The following is a 19,216-nucleotide window of genomic DNA, read 5'->3' on the forward strand; positions in this document are numbered from 1 at the left end:
GCACGTGTGCCCACGCGTTACCTCAAATTCAGCCGCGCCGAGTATTTCAGCAACACGTGGGCAAAAAACTTGCCCACCCTACGGTGACTCTTCAACTCTGTCCCGCAATAGATTAGTTGCCCACTTGATCCGACGGGAACCGCAATGACTCTCTGAAAAGATAGCCCATAGGCATGTTCAGCGTGAGATTATTTTTGCTCGGGATCGGACTCAGGAACCACTTGGTGTACAGCTTGTAAATCTCTCCATCGTGAATGATGCGGCCCATTTCGCGGTCAACCAGCGCCTTGTATGCCGGATCGCCCTTCGGCAACATGATGGCATATGGTTCAGTGGTCAGTGGCTCACCGACGATCGCATAGGCAGCTGGATTCTTGGCAGTGGCTTTCAAGCCGTAGAGCAGCACGTCATCCATCACGAACGCGTCAGCAGTCTTGTCTTCCACCATCTTGAACGATTCGTTGTGATCGTGGCCTTCCAGCACAGTCATGTTCAGCGAACGCACCTGGCCGCGGTCTTCCAGCGACTTCACGCTGGTCGTTCCCTTGGTCGTCACCACCTTCTTGTTGCGCAAATCGGGCCAGTTCTTGATCTTATCGTCAACCCGGACGATCATGCGCGACGACGCCATGAAATGCGCAATCGTGAAATCGACACGCTTGCGGCGCTCCGCGTTGTTGGTCGTCGAGCCGCATTCCAGGTCGGCCTTTCCACTTGCAATCACGTCAATCCGGTTGGACGAAGTCACCGGAACATACGCAATATTCAATTGCGGCAGCTTCAGTTGCTGCTTGACCGCATCGGCTATCTTGAGACACAGGTCGATCGCATAGCCAACCGGCTTTTTATCCTGATCCAAATAGGAGAATGGGAAAGAAGCCTCCCGATAAGCAAGAGTAATCGTCTTGCTGTCGCGTATTTTTGCCAATACATCGTCGGCTCGGGCAGCTGTCGCTGTGACACTGAGCAACAATGCCAACGCCACGCCATAGCCGGAATTGCGCCATACGGCATGATCGGTCCCCTTACATTCCCTAGTCACCACATTACTCTCCTGTTAATTTGCGCTAATGATGTCGAAATATCTTTTATGCAATGGACGTGCTTAAACATGCAATATTCAAGCCAGCCAATTTATTTTCTTTGGGCAACTTAATTGTGCTGCCGAATGGAATAATGGCCCCGGATTCTACCGGAGCCAGATCGCAAATACGCGCAACTGGCGATATAGCATGCCAGTTGCGCGTGAGAAAAATATTTCGACTATAACGCAACATCAATCAAGGATACAAACCACGCATTTCGCGCGCCTGCAGTACGCGGGTACAAGCGACAATAAATGCCGCAGTACGGAGCGAGACTTTCTTCTCTTCAGCCAACTGCCAAACGGCCGTGAAGGCTTCGCGCATGATCCGGGTAAGGCGAAGATTAATTTCATCTTCGGTCCAGAAAAAGCTGGAGAAATCCTGCACCCATTCGAAATAGCTGACCGTCACGCCGCCAGCATTGGCGATTACGTCCGGCACTACCAGTACACCCTTTTCATGCAGGATGTCGTCTGCGGCAGGGCTGGTCGGACCGTTCGCGCCTTCGAGAATGATCTTGGCGCGGATCGACGAGGCGTTTTCCACGGTGATTTGCTGCTCCAATGCTGCGGGCACCAAAATATCGCAGTCGACTGCCCAAAACTGCGCACGATCGCTGATCTCGTCACCGCCCGTGAAGCCGGCAACGCTGCCGGTTTCATTGACGTGCGCCTGCAATGCCGCCACATCCAGGCCGCTGGAACGCACTACGGTGGAAATGTGATCCTGCACCGCCACCACTTTGGCGCCGGCTTCCGAGAACAAACGCGCAGCGATGCCGCCGACGTTACCGAAACCTTGCACTGCAACTTTGGCGCCATGGATATTCAAGCCGCGCTTGGCAGCCGCTTCGCAGCCGACCACGAACACGCCGCGGCCAGTAGCTTCGCGCCGTCCCAGGCTACCGCCCAAGGAGATCGGCTTACCGGTCACTACGCCGGATGCGGTGCTGCCCTGGTTCATGGAATAGGTATCCATCATCCAGGCCATGATCTGTTCGTTGGTGTTGACGTCCGGTGCCGGGATATCCTTGTTCGGGCCGATGATGATGTTGATTTCGCTGGTGTAGCGACGGGTCATGCGCTGCAGCTCGCCTTGCGACAGGGTCTTCGGGTCAACCCGGATACCGCCCTTGGCGCCGCCGTACGGCACGTTGACTGCCGCGTTCTTGACGGTCATCCAGGCCGACAGCGCCATCACTTCCGACAAGGTCACGTCCTGGTGGAAACGCACGCCGCCCTTGCCTGGGCCGCGCGAGGTGTTGTGCTGTACGCGATACCCTTCGAAGTGGGCGATGGTACCGTCGTCGCGCTCGATCGGGACATCGACGACCAGGATCCGCTTGGGACGCTTCATGGTCTCGACCCAGCGGGCCAGGTTGCCAAGATAGGGAGTTACACGGTCAATTTGTTCGAGATAGTCGCCCCATGGACCAATGCCATGTTGCGTCAGATAGGATGGGACTTCATGCTTGATAGTCATTCTTTGCGCGCTCCTGAAATTGCAGGCCGGCCCCTTTTAAGGAGACTACACCGGGGCTAAATCGGTCTAGTGGCAGATCGTAGGACAACGGCACAGGGCAAAGCCAATGCTTTGTGCGCATGTAACTATGCATTTTTTGCATTGATATGAATAATGCAATCCTGGTGGCAAGAATCCGGCTTGGCGAACTCCCGCTAGCCGGACTGACCGCAATTGGATGACTACGAGACGGAATTCGAGGCCGGATTGGCGACTTTGCGCTTGCTACCCTTGGCAGCCGCTTCCTGCTGCTGCAACAGATAGGCCCACAACCTGGCAACCACCGGCTTGCCCGGCCTTTGCACGGTAGGACGCTCGCGGTACAAACGGATTTCCATCGTCGCTTCCCACTCCGGCGCATCCTGGTCGACGCTCGCCAACTGCTTCAGCTTGACCTCGCGCGTCACTGCCGACTCCGGCAAAAATGCCACGCCATGTCCTTCAAGCGCCATCATTTTTAAGCCTTCCGCCATGTCGGTCTCGTAGCGTTTTTCCAGGTAAAGCGGCTTCTTGGAATCTGCCAGGATCAGTTCAACCATGCGCCCGAGATAGGCATTGCTGGTATAGGACAGGAATGGCAGCGGCGCGCTGGCGCTGCCGGGAAACAGGTAATCCGGGACACCGGCCTTGTTGCAATGCGCGTAGGCGCGCAGCACTTCGCTGCCGAGCGTGATCAAATCGTAGCGGCCGGTATCGAGTTGCACCGGCTGGCGCGGATGGTGGTAACACAGCAGCAGATCGCAACCGCCATCGACCATCGCCATCACCGCATCGTGCACATTCAGCGCCAGCAAGCGCGTATTGAGCGGACCGAAGCCCTCTTCCAGCACCCGTATCCAGCGCGGCACATAGGTCAGCGACAAGGTATGCGGCACCGCGAAATCGACCGTGCTCAGCGCCGTTGGCCGCTTGCCGCGCATCAGCGCCCGTGCATTGTTGATCTGCCCGAGCATTTCCAGCGCCTGCTCGTAAAACACTTCGCCGGCCGCGGTCAGGCGCGTCGGATACGAGGTGCGATCAATCAGATCGGCGCCCAGCCACGCCTCCAGCGATTGGATCCGGCGTGAAAACGCCGGCTGCGTGACGTGACGCAATTCTGCGGAGCGGCTGAAACTGTGGGTTTCCGCCAATGAGATGAAGTCTTCTAGCCATTTGCTTTCCATCCCGCTATCGTAACGCGAGTCGGGAATTCCAGCATCGAAAATCGCTGCGCACGTTGTGCCGCTACACCATCCGCACTACGTTATCGGGATAGTCGTCGGCGCCGGATTCGGCCGGCGACGGACTGCCAATCTCTTCCGGATGCGCCTGCTGGCGCAACCACATTTGCGCGTAGGCGCCGTTTGCCGCCAACAACTGGGCGTGCGTACCGCGCTCGACAATCCGGCCGTGATCGAGCACCAGGATTTGTGCGGCGTCGGCAATCGTCGACAACCGATGCGCAATCACCAGCGTGGTCCGGTCTTTGGCAATTTCCTTCAACTGCGCCTGGATTGCCTGCTCGGATTTCGAATCGAGCGCCGAAGTCGCTTCATCAAAAATCAGCACCGCAGGATTTTTCAACAAGGTGCGGGCGATGGCGACGCGTTGCTTTTCGCCGCCTGACAATTTCAAACCGCGCTCGCCGACCATCGAGTCATAACCGTCCGGCAGCGACTCGATGAAATCGTGGATATGCGCCGCCTTGGCGACTGCAATGATTTCGTCCTTGCTGGCGCCCGGCTTGCCGTAGGCGATGTTGTATTCGATGCTGTCGTTGAACAGCACCGTATCCTGCGGCACGATGCCGATGGCCTGGCGCAGCGACGCTTGTGTGACGTCGCGCAAATCCTGGCCATCGATCGTGATGTGGCCGCTGTTGATGTCGTAGAAGCGGAACAGCAGGCGCGACAAGGTCGACTTGCCGGAACCGCTATGCCCGACCACCGCGGTGGTGGTGCCGGCGGCGATCGTGAAATCGACGTCGAACAGGATCTGACGCTTGCTCTCGTAACTGAAATCGACATGCGAAAAACGGACTTGGGCGCCACCGGTCAGCAGCGGCCGCGCGCCTTCAGCGTCGGCGATTTCGCGGTTCTCATCGAGCAGATTGAACAGCCGCTCCATGTCGGCCAGGCTTTGCTTGATTTCGCGGTAAATCACGCCGAGGAAATTCAACGGAATGTACAACTGGATCATGAAGGAATTGACCAGCACCAGGTCGCCCAGCGTCATCTTGCCGTCGATCACGCCTTGCGTGGCGCGCCATAAAATCAAGGTCACGGCGATCGCGATGATCAGCGATTGTCCCGTGTTCAGCAGCGACAACGAAGTCTGCGATTTCACGGCCGCAGTTTCATAACGCATCAAGCCGTCGTCGTAGCGCCTTGCTTCGTACTCTTCATTGCCGAAATACTTGACGGTTTCGTAGTTGATCAACGAATCGACGGCCTTGGTGTTGGCGCTCGAATCGAGTGCATTCATGGTGCGCCGGAAGTGTGTGCGCCACTCGGTCACAGTGATCGTAAACAGGATGTAGCTGACCAGCGCCACCAGCGTGATGCCGGCGAACCAGATGTCGTAATGCAGCACCAGATAAACCAGCACCAGCGAGATCTCGATCAAGGTCGGCAAGATGCTGAACAACGCATACGACACCAGCGACGAGATGCCGCGCGTACCGCGTTCGATATCGCGCGTCATGCCGCCGGTCTGACGATTCAGGTGGAAACGCAGCGACAGCGAATGCAGATGCCGGAACACTTGCAGCGCAATGGTGCGCACGGCGCGCTGGGTGACGCGCGCGAACACGAACTCGCGCAACTCGGTAAACAATGTGGTGCTCAAACGCAGCGCGCCATACGCCACCAGGATACCCAGCGGCAGCACCAGCATCGCTTGCGGATGGCTGACGGTGATGGTCATGCTGTCGACCAGTTTCTTCAGCACCAGCGGCACGCCGACGTTGGCCAGCTTGGCGCCAACCATGAACAGCAAGGCCAGCGAGACCCGCCATTTGTAGGTCCACAAATAAGGCAGCAGGGTCTTGATGGTGGCCCAATCGCTGCGTTTGGGCTTGGCCGTCGCGGCAGGAGCAGCGTCCGACGGACCCGAAGAATGGTGGCGCATGAATGACAATCTGAAAGAATGGTTTAAGCTACGAGGGTTAATTGTAGCCCTCGGGGAAAATAAAAGATGACTGACCAAAAAGACAACCAACTACCGCATGGCACCATGCCGCAACTGCGCGTAATGCCGATGCCGGCCGATGCCAATGTTCACGGCGACGTGTTCGGCGGCTGGATCATGGCACAAGTTGATATTGCCGGCTCGCTGCCGGCCACGCGCCGCGCCAACGGCCGGGTCGCGACGATTGCGGTGAATTCGTTCCTGTTCAAGCAACCGGTATTTGTCGGCGACCTGCTGTCGTTTTATGCCGATATCGTCAAGGTCGGCAATACCTCGATCACGGTCAACGTTGAAGTCTACGCCGAGCGTAACCGGCTGCAGACCGAAATCGTCAAGGTGACCGAAGCGACGCTGACGTATGTTGCTACCGATGCAGACCGTAAACCACGCCAGTTGCCGCCGCTGGCGACCTGAGCACTCATCTAGCGGCCGGCGCCGAGTTCGCTTGAAATGCCGGCCGCCGCCGCTTGCACCACGGCGATCAGCGTCTGCATCCGCTTGAGCGGCATATAAGGCACAGTGCTGGAGACGCTGATCGCAGCTACTATCGCGTGGCCGGCATCATAGATCGGCGCCGCCACACAGCGTATCGACGGCTCGTTGTCTTCCAGGTCGAACGCGTAACCACCTTTGGCGTACTGCCGCATCTGGTCACGAAACTCGCTCCAGCTGCGCTTCGGCAGCAAGCGCGAGGTATCGGCGCTGGTTGCCGAACTGCGCTTTTGATACAAGCTTTTCCACTCTTCTTCATCCATGCCCAGCATCAGGGCCTTGCCGACGCCGGTCGTCGCAATAGGCATCCGATGGCCGACGCGCGAACGCATTTCCAAACCTTTCTTGCCGGGTATCTTATCCAGGTACAGCACGTCATCATCATCCTGCAAGGCCAGATGTATGGTGTCGCCAGACTGCTCCGCCAGTTGTTCCAGATACGGCCGCGCCACCACCGCCAGCGAGACTTCGTCACGCGCCTGGAAGCCCAGCTCGATCAACTTCGGCCCCAGCACATAACCGGCATTCGGCGTAAACCGCAGATAACGCTCCTGCACCAGACAGCTTGCCAATCGATGCGTAGTGCTGCGCGTGGTGCCGAGCAGTTTCGCGATTTCTTTCAAATCACGCGCGCCGCCAGCGACTGCCTGCAGCACTGCCAGGCCGCGCGTCAATGTCTGGGTGCCACTTGGCGCCGCAACTGCTTGCTCATCGGTATGTATGCCGGCGGCCTTGGAGTCGGATGAATCGAGTGATTTACGCATTGCATGTGCCTGTCGAAAACAATTAAATCCCATATATTGGGACACGATATCATATATTGACAGAAAATTGCAGCAAGAATAAAGTACGGCACACTACTTCGGCCCTGCAATTTCGCCGACAATTTTCAAACTGACAAGACTCATGCATGCAGCCTCGCAACAAACGCGCTTGATCGCCCTCGACTGGGGCACCTCGTCGCTACGCGCATATCGGCTTGGAACAGATGGACAAACCCTGGAAATGCGCGCGTTGCCGTGGGGCGTGATGCAATTGCCTGAAGCCGGCGCCGGTGAAAAAGACGGATTCGAGGCGGCCTTCGAGCAGGCTTGCGGCGACTGGCTGCAAGCCGCGCCAGGCACGCCGGTGATCGCAGCGGGTATGGTCGGCAGCCGCCAGGGATGGCTTGAAGCGCCCTACTTGCCGGTGCCGATTGCGGTCGAACGTATCGGCGGCAACTTGAGCATCGTCCGCAATCGCCACGGCCAATTGATCCACATCGTGCCCGGCCTGATCCAGAATAGCTTGCTGCCGAACGTGATGCGTGGCGAAGAAACCCAGGTTGTCGGCGTCCTTGGCGCGCTTGGCAAAGAGACCTTGCCACGGGACGAAGTCCTGATCGGCTTGCCCGGTACACATTCAAAATGGGTGCAGATCCGCTGCACGGAGACACAAGCCGAACTGGCGCACTTCGACACTTTCATGACCGGTGAAGTATTTGCCGCACTCTGCGGACACACCATCCTCGGCCGTGGCATGCAAACGACAGAGAACGCGATCGCCGGCTCCAGCGCCTTCGATCGCGGTCTGCAGGTGCCGCAAACCGCCGCCGGCCGGGCAGGCGTACTATCGACCATATTCAGCACCCGCACATTGGGGCTGACCGGCGAATTGGATGGCGCCGCCCAGCGCGAGTACCTGTCGGGACTGCTGATCGGCCATGAGATCGCGGCTTTGCAAGACATGCTGCAACAGCGGGAACGCAGGCCGGGGCGCGTGATACTGGTTGGCGAGTCCGCATTGTGCGAGCGCTATGCTCATGCGTTACGCACCTATGGCTTTGAACGAATCGATGTCATGGCGCAAGCTACCGAACGCGGTTTGTGGCAGCTTGCGCTGAGCGCAGGTCTGCTGAAGCCGGTTTGATGCGAGCCCAATTCCATGCCCAATTTCCAGGAACGCACCATGCTTAAAACTGCAATGAAACAATGTGGCCTGATCGCCATCCTGCGCGGGGTCCAGCCGCATGAAGTCGCGGCGATCGGCATCAAGTTGTACGAAGCCGGATTCAGGATCATCGAAGTGCCGCTCAATTCGCCCGAGCCTTTTCACAGCATAGCCACGCTGCGCGGCACTTTGCCGGCCGACTGCATGGTTGGCGCCGGCACCGTGCTGACCACCGACCAGGTCGCTGCGGTAAAGCACGCCGGCGGCGAAATCATCGTAATGCCGCACAGCGACGCCAACGTGATCGCTGCCGCCAAACAGGCTGGCCTGGCGTGCGCGCCAGGCGTCGCCACGGTCACCGAAGCCTTTGCCGCACTTGCCGCCGGCGCCGATGTATTGAAAATGTTCCCTGCCGAGCAGCTCGGCGCCGCTGTCGTCAAGGCCTGGCGTGCCGTGATTCCGCATGAGGTGGCTTTGCTGCCAGTCGGCGGCATCACGCCGGACAACCTGGCAACCTTCATCAGCGCCGGCGCTTCCGGCTTCGGCCTCGGCTCGGCGCTGTACAAACCCGGTTTGAGCGCCGAGCAGGTCGGCCATAACGCGAACAAATTCGTTGCCGCCTGGTGCGCGACGCAAGAGAGAAATTAATCAGGTGCGGGCCAGCCCCGGCACCAGCAACAGACTCTAGGAGATAACATTAATGAAGATCACCAAACTGACCACTTTCATCGTACCGCCACGTTGGTGCTTCCTCAAGATCGAAACCGATGAGGGCATCGTTGGTTGGGGCGAACCGGTGGTGGAGGGCCGTGTGCATAGCGTGGCGGCGGCGGTCGAGGAATTGTCGGATTACCTGATCGGCAAGGATCCACGCCATATCGAAGACCACTGGACGGTGCTGTATCGCGGCGGCTTCTATCGCGGCGGCGCGATCCACATGAGCGCACTGGCCGGCATCGACCAGGCGCTGTGGGATATCAAGGGCAAAGCGCTCGGCGTATCGGTCAGCCAGTTGCTGGGCGGCCCGGTGCGCGAAAGCATTCGCGTCTATTCCTGGATCGGCGGCGATCGTCCCGCCGATACCGCCGCTGCGGCCAAAGATGCCGTGGCGCGCGGCTTTACTGCAGTGAAGATGAACGGCACCGAGGAATTGCAGTTCGTCGATTCCTATGAAAAAGTGGAAGCTACCCTGGCCAACGTCGCTGCGGTGCGCGAAGCGGTCGGTCCGCACATCGGCATCGGCGTCGATTTTCACGGCCGCGTGCACAAGCCGATGGCCAAGATCCTGATCAAGGAACTGGAGCCGTACAAGCTGATGTTCATCGAAGAGCCGGTGCTCAGCGAAAACTATGAAGCGCTGAAGGAACTGGCGCCGCTGACCAGCACGCCGATTGCCCTCGGCGAACGTCTTTACTCACGCTGGGACTTCAAACGCATCCTCAGCGAAGGCTATGTCGACATCATCCAGCCCGATGTCTCACATGCCGGCGGCATTACAGAAACCCGCAAGATCGCCACCATGGCCGAAGCCTACGACGTTGCCGTGGCGTTGCACTGCCCGCTCGGTCCGATCGCGCTGGCGGCCTGCCTGCAGGTTGACGCGGTGTCGTACAACGCCTTCATCCAGGAACAAAGCCTGGGCATCCACTACAACGAAAGTAATGACTTGCTCGACTACGTGAAAAATCCCGAAGTCTTTGCCTACGACAAAGGCTATGTCACCATCCCGCAAGGGCCGGGATTGGGCATCGAGATCAACGAGGAGTATGTCAAGGAACGCGCCGCCATCGGTCATCGCTGGCGCAATCCGATCTGGCGCCACAAGGACGGCAGCTTTGCCGAGTGGTAGCAGGCAAACAGGCATACATAGCAGGAAATACAGCAGGGAAATAATGAGCGGGAAAATCGTTTCTCAAGGGGCAGCCATAGCCTTCGCTTTATGCAACGCAGTCCGGCAACAGCCGGACAGGAGATCGACATGCAAGAACAGGCGCTGGAAGTAGAACGGCCTCCCGTACAATCCCCAGCCACATCGCAGCAGAAAGCCAGCCGCAAGCGCTTCTTGATCATGCTGCTGTTGTTTATTACGGTGGTGATCAATTATCTGGATCGCAGCAATCTGTCGATCGCCGCCCCCGAGCTGATGCGCGAACTGGCGATCGATCCAGTCCATGCCGGCTGGATTTTTTCCGCCTTCGGCTGGACCTACGCCGCCATGCAGATTCCCGGCGGCTGGCTGGTAGATCGGGTGGCGCCGCGCGTGCTGTATGCAGTGGCATTGGCGTTGTGGTCGCTGGCGACTATCTTCCTCGGTTTCATCGGCAGCTTTGTCGGCTTGTTCGCGCTGCGTTTGCTGGTTGGCGCGCTGGAAGCACCGGCCTATCCCATCAACAGCCGCGTCGTCACCACCTGGTTTCCGGAACGCGAACGCGCTACCGCCATCGGCTTCTATACTTCCGGCCAGTTTGTCGGCCTGGCCTTCCTGACACCATTGCTAGCGTGGCTACAGCATCATTACGGTTGGCATATGGTGTTTGTCAGCACTGGCCTGACTGGCATCGCCTGGGCAGCGGTGTGGTACATGGTGTATCGCGAGCCACGTCAGTTCAAGGGTGCAAATGCGGCAGAAGTCGAACTGATTCGCGCCGGTGGCGGCCTGGTCGATATCGCCCAGGCAAGCAGCATGCGCAAGCCCGGTTTCAGCATGGCCGATCTCGGGCTGGTGCTAAGCCGCCGCAAACTGTGGGGTATCTATCTGGGACAATACGCGGTCAATTCTACGCTGTGGTTCTTCCTGACCTGGTTCCCGACCTATCTGGTCAAATATCGCGGCATGGATTTCATCAAATCCGGCTTCCTCGGATCGTTACCGTTCCTCGCGGCGTTTCTGGGAGTCCTGAGTTCCGGGGTGTTTTCCGATTGGCTGATCCGCAAAGGCGCTTCGCTTGGCATGGCGCGCAAAGCGCCAATCATCGGCGGTTTGCTGATCTCTACCTGCATTATCGGCGCCAACTATACAGACTCGACAGCTTGGATCATCGCCTTCATGGCCGTCGCCTTCTTCGGCAACGGCTTTGCTTCGATCTCGTGGTCGCTGGTGTCGTCGCTGGCGCCAGCCAAGATGCTTGGGTTGACCGGCGGCGTGTTCAATTTCATCGGTAACCTGGCCGCCATTACGACGCCGCTGGTGATCGGCTTTCTGATCAGCGGCAACAGCTTCGCACCGGCAATCACCTACGTCGCCGTAATGGCGCTGGTGGGTGCACTGTCATACATCCTGCTGGTGGGGAAAGTGGAACGCATCAGCGCTTGAAGCGCCGATGCCTCGTAAAAAAAACAAACCCAGGATGCGCTTGTGGCACATCCTGGGTTTTCACTTCACAACCGTGGCGTCCGGCAAGATGCCACTTCGTTCAAACTATCAGGCGGCCTGCTTTTGCTCGACCGGTTTTTCGTCGCGCAGTTCGCGACGCAAGATCTTGCCGACATTCGTCTTCGGCAATTCGGTGCGGAACTCGATGTATTTCGGACGTTTGTAGCCGGTCAACTGTTCGCGGCAATATGCCATCAGCTGCTCAGCCGTCAATGCCGGATCCTTGCGCACCACGAAAATCTTCACTACTTCACCGGCATGTTCATCCGGCACGCCGACGCAGGCGCATTCCAGCACGCCAGGATGCTGCACTACCACGCCTTCGACTTCATTCGGATAGACATTGAAACCGGACACCAGGATCATGTCTTTCTTGCGGTCGACAATCTTGGTGTAGCCGCGCTCATCCATCACGCCGATATCGCCCGACTTGAAGAAACCATCCGGCGTCATCACTTTCGCAGTTTCATCCGCGCGGTTCCAGTAGCCGCTCATCACCTGCGGACCGCGAATCGCGATCTCGCCTGGCTGGCCAAGCGGAACCGGATTGCCGGCATCGTCCAGGATCGCGATCTCGGTCGATGGCAAAGGCAGGCCGATAGTGCCGCTGTACTCGGTGATGGTGCACGGATTGGCGCAGGCGATCGGTGAGGTTTCGGATAAGCCGTAGCCTTCGATGATCGGGCAGCCAGTGACTTCCATCCATTTGTCCGCGACTGCCTTTTGCACCGCCATGCCGCCGCCGACGCAAACCCGATAACCGGAGAAGTCCAGCTTGGCAAAATCCGGATGATGCAGCAGCGCGTTGTACAGCGTATTCACGGCGGGGAAAGTATTGATCTGGTACTTCGACATTTCCTTGATCAGGCCGGCGATGTCACGCGGATTAGGGATCAGCAGGTTCAGCGCACCTTCGCGCATGCCCAGCATGCCGCACACCGTCAGCGCAAAGATATGGTACAGCGGCAGCGCGCAGACAAACGCCAGTTGCTCGATCTTCGGTCCCTTGGCCAGGCCCGGCGACAACCAGGCTTCAGCTTGCAGCACGTTGGCCACCACGTTCCGGTGCGACAACGTCGCGCCCTTGGAAACGCCGGTGGTGCCGCCGGTGTATTGCAGGAAAGCGACATCGTCCGGCGTCAGCGCAACCGGCTTCAACTGCATCGACGAAGCTTGCGACAGGACGCTATTGAACGGCACCGAACCCGGCAGGGAAAAACTCGGCACCATCTTTTTCACATGGCGCACCACCAGGTTCACCAGCAAACCCTTGACGCCCATCAGGTCGCCCATGCTGGCCACCACGACATGCTTGATCTTGGTACGCGCAACCACTTGCTGCAAGGTAGTGGCGAAATTCTCGAGGATGAAAATGGCTTCCGCGCCGGAGTCGTTCAGCTGGTGCTCCAGCTCACGCGGCGTGTACAGCGGATTGACGTTGACCACGGTATAGCCGGCGCGCAGGATGGCCGCGATCGCTACCGGATATTGCAGCACGTTCGGCATCATGATGGCCACGCGTGCGCCCTTTTGCAGGCCCTTGCCTTGCAGCCAGGCGCCAACTTTGCGCGACAGCTGGTCAACTTCGGCGTAGGTCAGGTATTTACCCATGCAAGCGTAGGCATTGCGCGCCGCGTACTTCTGGAACGCCTCTTCCAGCAACTGCACCAGGGACTGATATTGAGTGTAGTCAATCTCGGTCGACACGCCTTCAGGATACGATTTGAGCCAAAATTTATCCATGTTCTGCCTTTAGTCTCTGCTTGTTATTAATGCATTGTTTCTTGGCTTGTTCCACTTCGAGAGAGGAAAAACACGCCGATAGGGGGATAACAACTGGGTCCGCTAAAAAAGCACGGTTGTATTTTTTTGTTCTATCGCGATGCTATCGGGCAAAGCGTCGGCATGCAAGCGTTTTGATGCGTATTTGAGCAATTCTTCGACGCTCACCTTCATGTTGTGATGCAGCAAAACCTCGGCGCGCAAGTGGTTCACGCCTTCGTCGTCGGGACTCCACTTGACGTGCACCACCGCCACCGCCGGATGTTCGAACAAAACTTCCTCGATCTGCCGCGGGAACACACGCTGGCCACCCCGTATCAACATATTACTCTTCCGGTCGATAATCGAAACAAAACCGTCTTCATCGATACTGGCGACATCGCCGGTGGCGAACCAACCATCGTGCAAGCGTTCCTTGCTTATTTTTTTGGCAATCAGATTCAAGGCGGTCACGCCGTGCGCCGGCAAACTGGCGTGCGCGTGGTCGTAGCCGGCAAACAGTTGCGGTCCGCGCACCCACAGCTCGCCCAGCGTATCGGGCGGCAGATCGGCGTCATTATCCAGATCGACAACTTTCACTTCAGTGTCCGGCAGCGGCACGCCGACCACGCCAGGATGTGGCCGCGCCGATAGCGGCATCGCCAATACCGCAGGCGATGCTTCGGTCAAACCATAGGCTTCAACCAGGCGGCCGCGCGTCAGCTTTTCGAACTCCTCGCGGATTTCCTGCGCCAGCGGCGAACCGCTGACCGCGCAAACCCGGATCGAAGCCAGGCCGTAACGCCGCACGCCGGCGGTATGCGCCAGCTCGCGCACCATGCGCGGCGTGGTCGGGAAATAGGTCGGCCGCATTTTCCTGACAGTCTTCAGCAGCGGCTCCAGCTCGGCGCCCGGCAACAGGATCAGGGTCGCGCCGAGATAGACGCCAAGATGCAGCAAGCCGGTCAAGCCGTAAGCACTGGTCAGCGGCTGCTGTGCCAGGAAACGTTCATCGCCGGGTCGCGATTCCGGCAACCAGTGACGCAGCTGCAACGCATTGGCCGCCAGGTTGCGATGCGACAGCGCCACCGGCAGCGCTGTCCCTGTGGTTCCATAGGTGTACGCCACCACGGCGATATCGGCAACGTCCTGTGCCACCTCCGGCGCATAGTTGTTGCCGCGTCCCAGCACCTGCTTGAACTTCAAATAGCGCCGCTCTTGCCGACGATGCTGCGAATCCTGGCGGAACCATGGCAGCCAATGTCCTTCCTGGACGTGATGCAGCAACGCGAACTTCAACTTCTCGCGCCAGCCCAGATGATCGATCATCGAGGCAAATATCACGCGCCGCAAACCGGCCGCGCGCGGATCGGTTTGCAGTTCGTCACGCAACTCGTCGTAGCGGTTGGTGGTGGTGATCAGCACCACTGCAGCAGCATCTGCAATCCGGGTCAGCAGCACCTCCGGCGACGTCGCCGCATCGCTCAACACGGCAACGCCGCCGGCCTTCAGTACGCCGAAATAGGCGATCACCAGAGACGGGATGTTCGGCAAGGCAAGCAGTACTCGCTCGCCTGGCTTGATGCGCATGTTGATCAAGCCGTGTGCGAAACGATTAGCTTGCCGATCCAGTTCACGCCAGTTGATCTTGCCGCCACCATACGACAATGCCGTGGTCTTGCCAAAACGCCGGGCGGTGCCTTCCAGCAAACGCGGCAACGGCACAGTCGGTAACTTGATGCGATATGGCGTGCGGGAATCGTAGAATTTCAGCCATGGCCGCTCGGCCTCGAGCTGCTTGCGCGCGGCGCGTCGTTCCGTTTTCTGTTGCGCGCGCCGCTCAGCCAGTAGCAGCGGATCGGATTGCATCTGCAGGAAACGTTCGATGGCGCGATTGACGGCATCCGGCCGCTCCACCATCACCTGATGCGCCGACACCGGCACCACCACTTCTTCCGCACCGGGAATCAGGTGCGCCACTTCCTTGTAGGCTTCTTCATCGAACAGGATGTCGCGGTGCCCAAGGATCACCAGCGTCGGCACATTGATCGCGCGCAGATATTCGCGACCGTCCCACGGCAGCAATGCATTTTTGTTTTGCAGGTACACCACGTGCGACGGCGGATAGATGCGTGCTGCATTGATGCCGAGATAGGGCATGATGCGGCGCGCCAGATCGAACACAGGCGGCGGCATGCGCAGCAGCATCCGGCCGGCCAGGCGCAGGCGAAAACGTGCTGCCGACGCGATCACGACCAGCGCCGAAACGCGTTCCGGGAAATGCTTGAGGAAGTAGGAAGACAGGGCGCCACCGAATGAATGGCAAACCAGGATGAATTGCGGTGGCAAATCCAACTGATCGAGCGCAGCGACGATATCGGCGACCAGTTCCGGCACATCGTAATGCGCGCCTTCCGCTTCCGTCGGCGCATCGGTGTAGCCATGGCCGCGCAGATCGAGCGCAATCACCCGGTAATCAATCTGGAATTGCTCCAGCTGGAATTCCCAGTAGGCTGCGCGGCCGCCGAAGCCATGGATGAACACCATGGTTGGCTGCTGGTTGCGCGGTCCGCGCCCGTATTCGGGGCCGGCATCGAGCACACTCATTTCCAGCGTGCCGTCATAGCTCCCATTACGCGCCAGGCGATTGGGTAATTTCAGCGTACTGCGGTGCAGGTCGGCGTTAAATGTCATTATGACATTGTAACCAAGGATGCCTAAGTAGGTTGATTTTTCGCCAGTTCAGTCAGCTTACGATGTCTTTCGTCCTTGCTGAGCGCCGCCAATTTGGCGACAGCTGCATAAAATCTGGGGAAAGTCTTTTGTTGCGCCAGCAAAGCGCGGAAGCCAGGCACCAGATCGTAATAGGTTGCCACCAGCGCCAAGTGCGCATTCGACAGCGGTTCGGCAAACCAGCGATCGAAGCCGGTGTAACCGCCCCACTTCAGCTTGAGCTGCTGATAATTTTCCTGCAGGGCGGCAAATATCGCCGCCTTGCGCTGCAGCTTTTGCGCATCGCTGAGATCGCTCGCGTAATTGGCCGCCAACTGTTCGCGGCACTTCAAGAGCAGCGCCAGGAAATCCTCCTTGCGCCCTTCGAACTGGACATAGGCGTCACGCGTCTTTTGATTGCCGACCGCTTCCAGCCAGCGCTCGACGCCGGCCTGTTCGACCGTTGTGGCGAACGACTCGTTGAATTGCGTATCGTCCTTGGCGTACACCGTCTGGTGCGCCAATTCGTGGAAGATCAGGCGCGCCAGTTCGCCATCGGGATATTTGATGAAAGTCGACAGCAATGGATCGTTGAACCAGCCGAGCGTCGAGTACGCAGGTACGCCGCTGACTTGCACGTCATAGCCTTCTTCGCGCAGGCCGGCGGCAAATTTCTGTGCAGCGGCTTCGCTGAAATAACCGCGGTAATTAACACAGCCGGCAATCGGAAAACACCACTGCTTCGGCTCCAGCGACAAGGCCGGCGCCGCCACCACGTTCCACAGCGCGAATGGCCGCTGTAAATCGGCATATTCGGTGTAGCTGCGATTATCGGGCAGGCCCAGTTCGGTGATCGCAAAACGGCGCATTTGCTTGGTGCGCGCCAGCTTGGCCTTGAGCCCGGCATCGGCGCCCGGATCGGCCAGCCAATCGTCAATCGGATGGGCGCGATCCAGCAACGAAAATTCGCCGTGCGCGGCCTGGCCGTAATAAGCAATCTGCGCACAACCCGATACCAGCAAAGCAAGGCAAAGGACCAGGCGCAGACGCGTGCTCATGTTTCGGCGCTACTCTCGGCTGGCATTTTCTCCACTTCCACCAGCACATCGTAGAAGGTCGGCGCCCTGCCCATATCGGTCAGCCGCTGACTGGTCACTTCATTGGCATTCTTGCCGTCACTGGCCATTTTTTTCCACCAGATAGACAAGCCGACCACCAGGCCGATGCGCGCCTTGTCAGTCACCCTCAGCTTGGCGTTGAAACTGCCGCGGTCGTTGTAGATGCGCACGGTATCGCCGCTGACTACGCCACGTTGCGCGGCATCTGCCGGATGCATATCGAGATGCGGTTCGCCTTCGGTATCGCGCAGGCTTTTGACATTGACGAAACTGGAGTTGAGGAAATTACGCGCCGGCGGAGAAATCATCGCCAGCGGATATTTGCTGGCCAACTGCGGATTACTGACACGCGATTCATACGGTGCAATATAAGTCGGCAGCGGATCAAGTCCATCCTTCTGCATCTGTGCGCTGAAGAACTCGCATTTCCCCGACGGCGTCGGGAACCCGCCATTGGCGAATGGCGCATCCGGGGTGTTCAGTTTTTGCCAGCCTTTTTGCTTCAGCGAATCCCAATCGAAATGGACTGCACGCAGGTTGCTCCGATCGAACGCCTGTGCAGCAATTTCATCGTCGCTCTCGCGGAAGCAGGCATCGTCAAAGCCCATGCGTGCCGCCAGCAGACGGAAGATTTCCGTATTCGGTTTGGCTTCGCCAAGCGGCGTAATGGCTGCATTGTTGGCCAGCATGTACAAGTGGCCGTAGGCCGAATGGGCGTCGACATGTTCCAGCTGCGTTGTTGCCGGCAGCACGATGTCGGCATAGTCGGCGGTATCCGTCTGGAAGTGCTCCAGCACCACGGTGAACAGGTCTTCGCGCGCGAAGCCTTGGGCGACCACGCCGGATTCCGGCGCTATCGCCACCGGGTTCGAGTTGTACACGATCAAGGCCTCGATCTTTGGGCCGAACTCGGCAGATGATTCGCGCAGCAAATCGTCGCCGATGGTGCTCATGTTGATGGTGCGCGGCGCCACGCCGTTGCGGATCAGGAAATCGGGGCGCTGCAAAGCCTGGTTGTTTTTCGGGAAGCTGTCCGATGACGACAGCTGCACGCCGCCGGCAGCATGGCGCCAGGCGCCGACCAGCGCCGGCAGGCAGGTGATATTGCGCACTGCCATGCCACCACCATGCACCCGTTGCAAACCGTAATTGACGCGAATCGCCGCCGCTTCGCCGCGCCGCGCAGCGCTGCCATAGGCGCGCGCCAGCTCCAGCACTTCCTCAGCGCTGATGCCGCACACTTCGGCAGTCTTGTGCGGGGTCCATTCCTGCACGCGTTGCTTCAACTGCTCAAAGCCCAGCGTGTGCTGCGCAATGTAGTCATGATCCAGCAAGTCTTCGGCAATCAGGACATGCATCATGCCCAAGGCCAGCGCCGAGTCTGTGCCCGGCAACAGCGCGATATGCTGATGGCATTTATCCGCGGTCAGCGAGCGGTAAGGATCGATCGCGATCAGCTTGGCGCCGTTGCGCTTGGCTTCCTGCGCGCGCATCCAGAAATGCAGATTCGACGCGATCGGATTGCCGCCCCAGATCAGGATCAGCTTGGCGTTCTGGAACTGTTCCAGGTCGGTGCCAATGCGCGCGCCTATCGTATATTTGTAGCCGGTGCCGCCGGCAGATGCGCAAATCGTGCGATCCAGCAGCGAAGCGCCGATGCGGTTGAAAAAGCGCATCGACATCGATTCGCCCTGTACCAGTCCCATGGTGCCGGCGTAGCTATACGGAAGAATCGCTTGTGGATTACGTGCGGCGATGTCGCCCAGCCGTTCGGCGATGATGGCGATTGCCTCGTCCCAACTGATCTGCTCAAACTTGCCCTCACCCTTTTTACCGACGCGCTTCAGCGGATGTAGCAGCCGATCCTTGTGATAGGTGCGTTCGGTATAGCGCGAGACCTTGGTGCACAGCACGCCGGCGGTAGTCGGATGGTCGGGATCGCCACGCACTTCGGTGGCGACACCGTCGGTGACCGTCACCAGCAGCGCACAGGTATCGGGACAATCGTGCGGGCAAGCGGCACGAACGGTGGAAGTAGTCATAATGTCATCAAGCCA

General features: G+C 58.7%; 14 protein-coding genes. 5 read left to right on the forward strand and 9 right to left on the reverse strand.

The window, feature by feature from the left end:
- Nucleotides 1-112: 112 nt before the first annotated feature.
- The 4 genes from ACIPF8_RS16370 to ACIPF8_RS16385 form a co-directional block, all read right to left on the reverse strand.
- A complete protein-coding gene (locus ACIPF8_RS16370) occupies nt 113-1,042 on the reverse strand; it encodes an amino acid ABC transporter substrate-binding protein (protein ID WP_400422946.1) in 930 nt (309 codons plus the stop codon).
- 238 nt (nt 1,043-1,280) lie between these two features.
- Entirely contained in the window at nt 1,281-2,567 is a 1,287-nt protein-coding gene (locus ACIPF8_RS16375) for a Glu/Leu/Phe/Val dehydrogenase (RefSeq protein ID WP_400422948.1), read from the reverse strand.
- Between the two features lie 221 nt (nt 2,568-2,788).
- A complete protein-coding gene (locus tag ACIPF8_RS16380; RefSeq protein ID WP_400422951.1) occupies nt 2,789-3,769 on the reverse strand; it encodes a LysR family transcriptional regulator in 981 nt (326 codons plus the stop codon).
- A gap of 61 nt (nt 3,770-3,830) precedes the next feature.
- Entirely contained in the window at nt 3,831-5,714 is a 1,884-nt protein-coding gene (locus ACIPF8_RS16385) for an ABCB family ABC transporter ATP-binding protein/permease (RefSeq protein WP_400422953.1), read from the reverse strand.
- Between the two features lie 66 nt (nt 5,715-5,780).
- On the opposite strand from ACIPF8_RS16385, the gene ACIPF8_RS16390 reads away from it, so the two are divergent.
- Nucleotides 5,781-6,188, forward strand: a complete 408-nt coding sequence (locus ACIPF8_RS16390) for an acyl-CoA thioesterase (protein ID WP_400422954.1) — start codon at nt 5,781-5,783, stop codon at nt 6,186-6,188.
- Nucleotides 6,189-6,196: 8 nt separating this feature from the next.
- Here ACIPF8_RS16390 and ACIPF8_RS16395 read toward each other — a convergent pair whose 3' ends face one another.
- A complete protein-coding gene (locus tag ACIPF8_RS16395) occupies nt 6,197-7,030 on the reverse strand; it encodes an IclR family transcriptional regulator (protein WP_400422957.1) in 834 nt (277 codons plus the stop codon).
- Between the two features lie 142 nt (nt 7,031-7,172).
- Between ACIPF8_RS16395 and ACIPF8_RS16400 the strand changes: the two genes are divergently transcribed.
- From ACIPF8_RS16400 to ACIPF8_RS16415, 4 genes are all read left to right on the forward strand, one after another.
- Nucleotides 7,173-8,174: a 2-dehydro-3-deoxygalactonokinase gene (locus ACIPF8_RS16400; RefSeq protein ID WP_400422960.1), complete on the forward strand. Its 1,002-nt coding sequence runs from the start codon at nt 7,173-7,175 to the stop codon at nt 8,172-8,174.
- Between the two features lie 39 nt (nt 8,175-8,213).
- A complete protein-coding gene (locus ACIPF8_RS16405) occupies nt 8,214-8,843 on the forward strand; it encodes a 2-dehydro-3-deoxy-6-phosphogalactonate aldolase (protein ID WP_400422963.1) in 630 nt (209 codons plus the stop codon).
- Between the two features lie 52 nt (nt 8,844-8,895).
- The gene (gene dgoD / locus ACIPF8_RS16410) at nt 8,896-10,044 is read left to right on the forward strand and encodes a galactonate dehydratase (protein ID WP_400422965.1); all 1,149 of its coding nucleotides are present in this window, start codon (nt 8,896-8,898) and stop codon (nt 10,042-10,044) included.
- A 129-nt stretch (nt 10,045-10,173) separates the two neighbouring features.
- Nucleotides 10,174-11,508 carry an MFS transporter gene (locus tag ACIPF8_RS16415; protein ID WP_400422968.1) on the forward strand — a complete coding sequence of 445 codons (1,335 nt, stop codon included), beginning with the start codon at nt 10,174-10,176 and terminating at the stop codon, nt 11,506-11,508.
- A 108-nt stretch (nt 11,509-11,616) separates the two neighbouring features.
- On the opposite strand, the gene ACIPF8_RS16420 is transcribed toward ACIPF8_RS16415, so the two are convergent.
- The 4 genes from ACIPF8_RS16420 to ACIPF8_RS16435 form a co-directional block, all read right to left on the reverse strand.
- Complete coding sequence (locus tag ACIPF8_RS16420) at nt 11,617-13,311, reverse strand: long-chain fatty acid--CoA ligase (RefSeq protein ID WP_400422971.1); 1,695 nt, start codon at nt 13,309-13,311, stop codon at nt 11,617-11,619.
- A gap of 102 nt (nt 13,312-13,413) precedes the next feature.
- Nucleotides 13,414-16,023, reverse strand: coding sequence for an alpha/beta fold hydrolase (locus ACIPF8_RS16425; RefSeq protein ID WP_400422974.1), 2,610 nt, complete (start codon nt 16,021-16,023; stop codon nt 13,414-13,416).
- Between the two features lie 23 nt (nt 16,024-16,046).
- Nucleotides 16,047-17,099 (reverse strand): aminopeptidase, encoded by a 1,053-nt coding sequence (locus ACIPF8_RS16430; RefSeq protein WP_400422977.1) that lies wholly within the window; start codon nt 17,097-17,099, stop codon nt 16,047-16,049.
- The gene (locus ACIPF8_RS16435; protein ID WP_400422980.1) at nt 17,096-19,201 is read right to left on the reverse strand and encodes a molybdopterin-dependent oxidoreductase; all 2,106 of its coding nucleotides are present in this window, start codon (nt 19,199-19,201) and stop codon (nt 17,096-17,098) included. Before ACIPF8_RS16435 ends, ACIPF8_RS16430 begins: the two co-directional genes overlap by 4 nt.
- Nucleotides 19,202-19,216: the final 15 nt, after the last annotated feature.

Origin of the sequence: Collimonas sp. NPDC087041, assembly GCF_044745265.1 — a bacterium.
In the GTDB taxonomy this organism is placed as follows: Bacteria; Pseudomonadota; Gammaproteobacteria; order Burkholderiales; family Burkholderiaceae_D; genus Collimonas.

Excerpts from the sequence above, each read along its gene's own strand:
- ACIPF8_RS16375 (WP_400422948.1), bottom strand. The coding sequence starts at position 2,567 with ATGACTATCAAGCATGAAGTCCCATCCTATCTGACGCAACATGGCATT.
- ACIPF8_RS16380 (WP_400422951.1), bottom strand. The coding sequence starts at position 3,769 with ATGGAAAGCAAATGGCTAGAAGACTTCATCTCATTGGCGGAAACCCAC.
- ACIPF8_RS16385 (WP_400422953.1), bottom strand. The coding sequence starts at position 5,714 with ATGCGCCACCATTCTTCGGGTCCGTCGGACGCTGCTCCTGCCGCGACG.
- ACIPF8_RS16390 (WP_400422954.1), top strand. The coding sequence starts at position 5,781 with ATGACTGACCAAAAAGACAACCAACTACCGCATGGCACCATGCCGCAA.
- ACIPF8_RS16395 (WP_400422957.1), bottom strand. The coding sequence starts at position 7,030 with ATGCGTAAATCACTCGATTCATCCGACTCCAAGGCCGCCGGCATACAT.
- ACIPF8_RS16400 (WP_400422960.1), top strand. The coding sequence starts at position 7,173 with ATGCATGCAGCCTCGCAACAAACGCGCTTGATCGCCCTCGACTGGGGC.
- ACIPF8_RS16405 (WP_400422963.1), top strand. The coding sequence starts at position 8,214 with ATGCTTAAAACTGCAATGAAACAATGTGGCCTGATCGCCATCCTGCGC.
- dgoD (WP_400422965.1), top strand. The coding sequence starts at position 8,896 with ATGAAGATCACCAAACTGACCACTTTCATCGTACCGCCACGTTGGTGC.
- ACIPF8_RS16415 (WP_400422968.1), top strand. The coding sequence starts at position 10,174 with ATGCAAGAACAGGCGCTGGAAGTAGAACGGCCTCCCGTACAATCCCCA.
- ACIPF8_RS16420 (WP_400422971.1), bottom strand. The coding sequence starts at position 13,311 with ATGGATAAATTTTGGCTCAAATCGTATCCTGAAGGCGTGTCGACCGAG.
- ACIPF8_RS16425 (WP_400422974.1), bottom strand. The coding sequence starts at position 16,023 with ATGACATTTAACGCCGACCTGCACCGCAGTACGCTGAAATTACCCAAT.
- ACIPF8_RS16430 (WP_400422977.1), bottom strand. The coding sequence starts at position 17,099 with ATGAGCACGCGTCTGCGCCTGGTCCTTTGCCTTGCTTTGCTGGTATCG.
- ACIPF8_RS16435 (WP_400422980.1), bottom strand. The coding sequence starts at position 19,201 with ATGACTACTTCCACCGTTCGTGCCGCTTGCCCGCACGATTGTCCCGAT.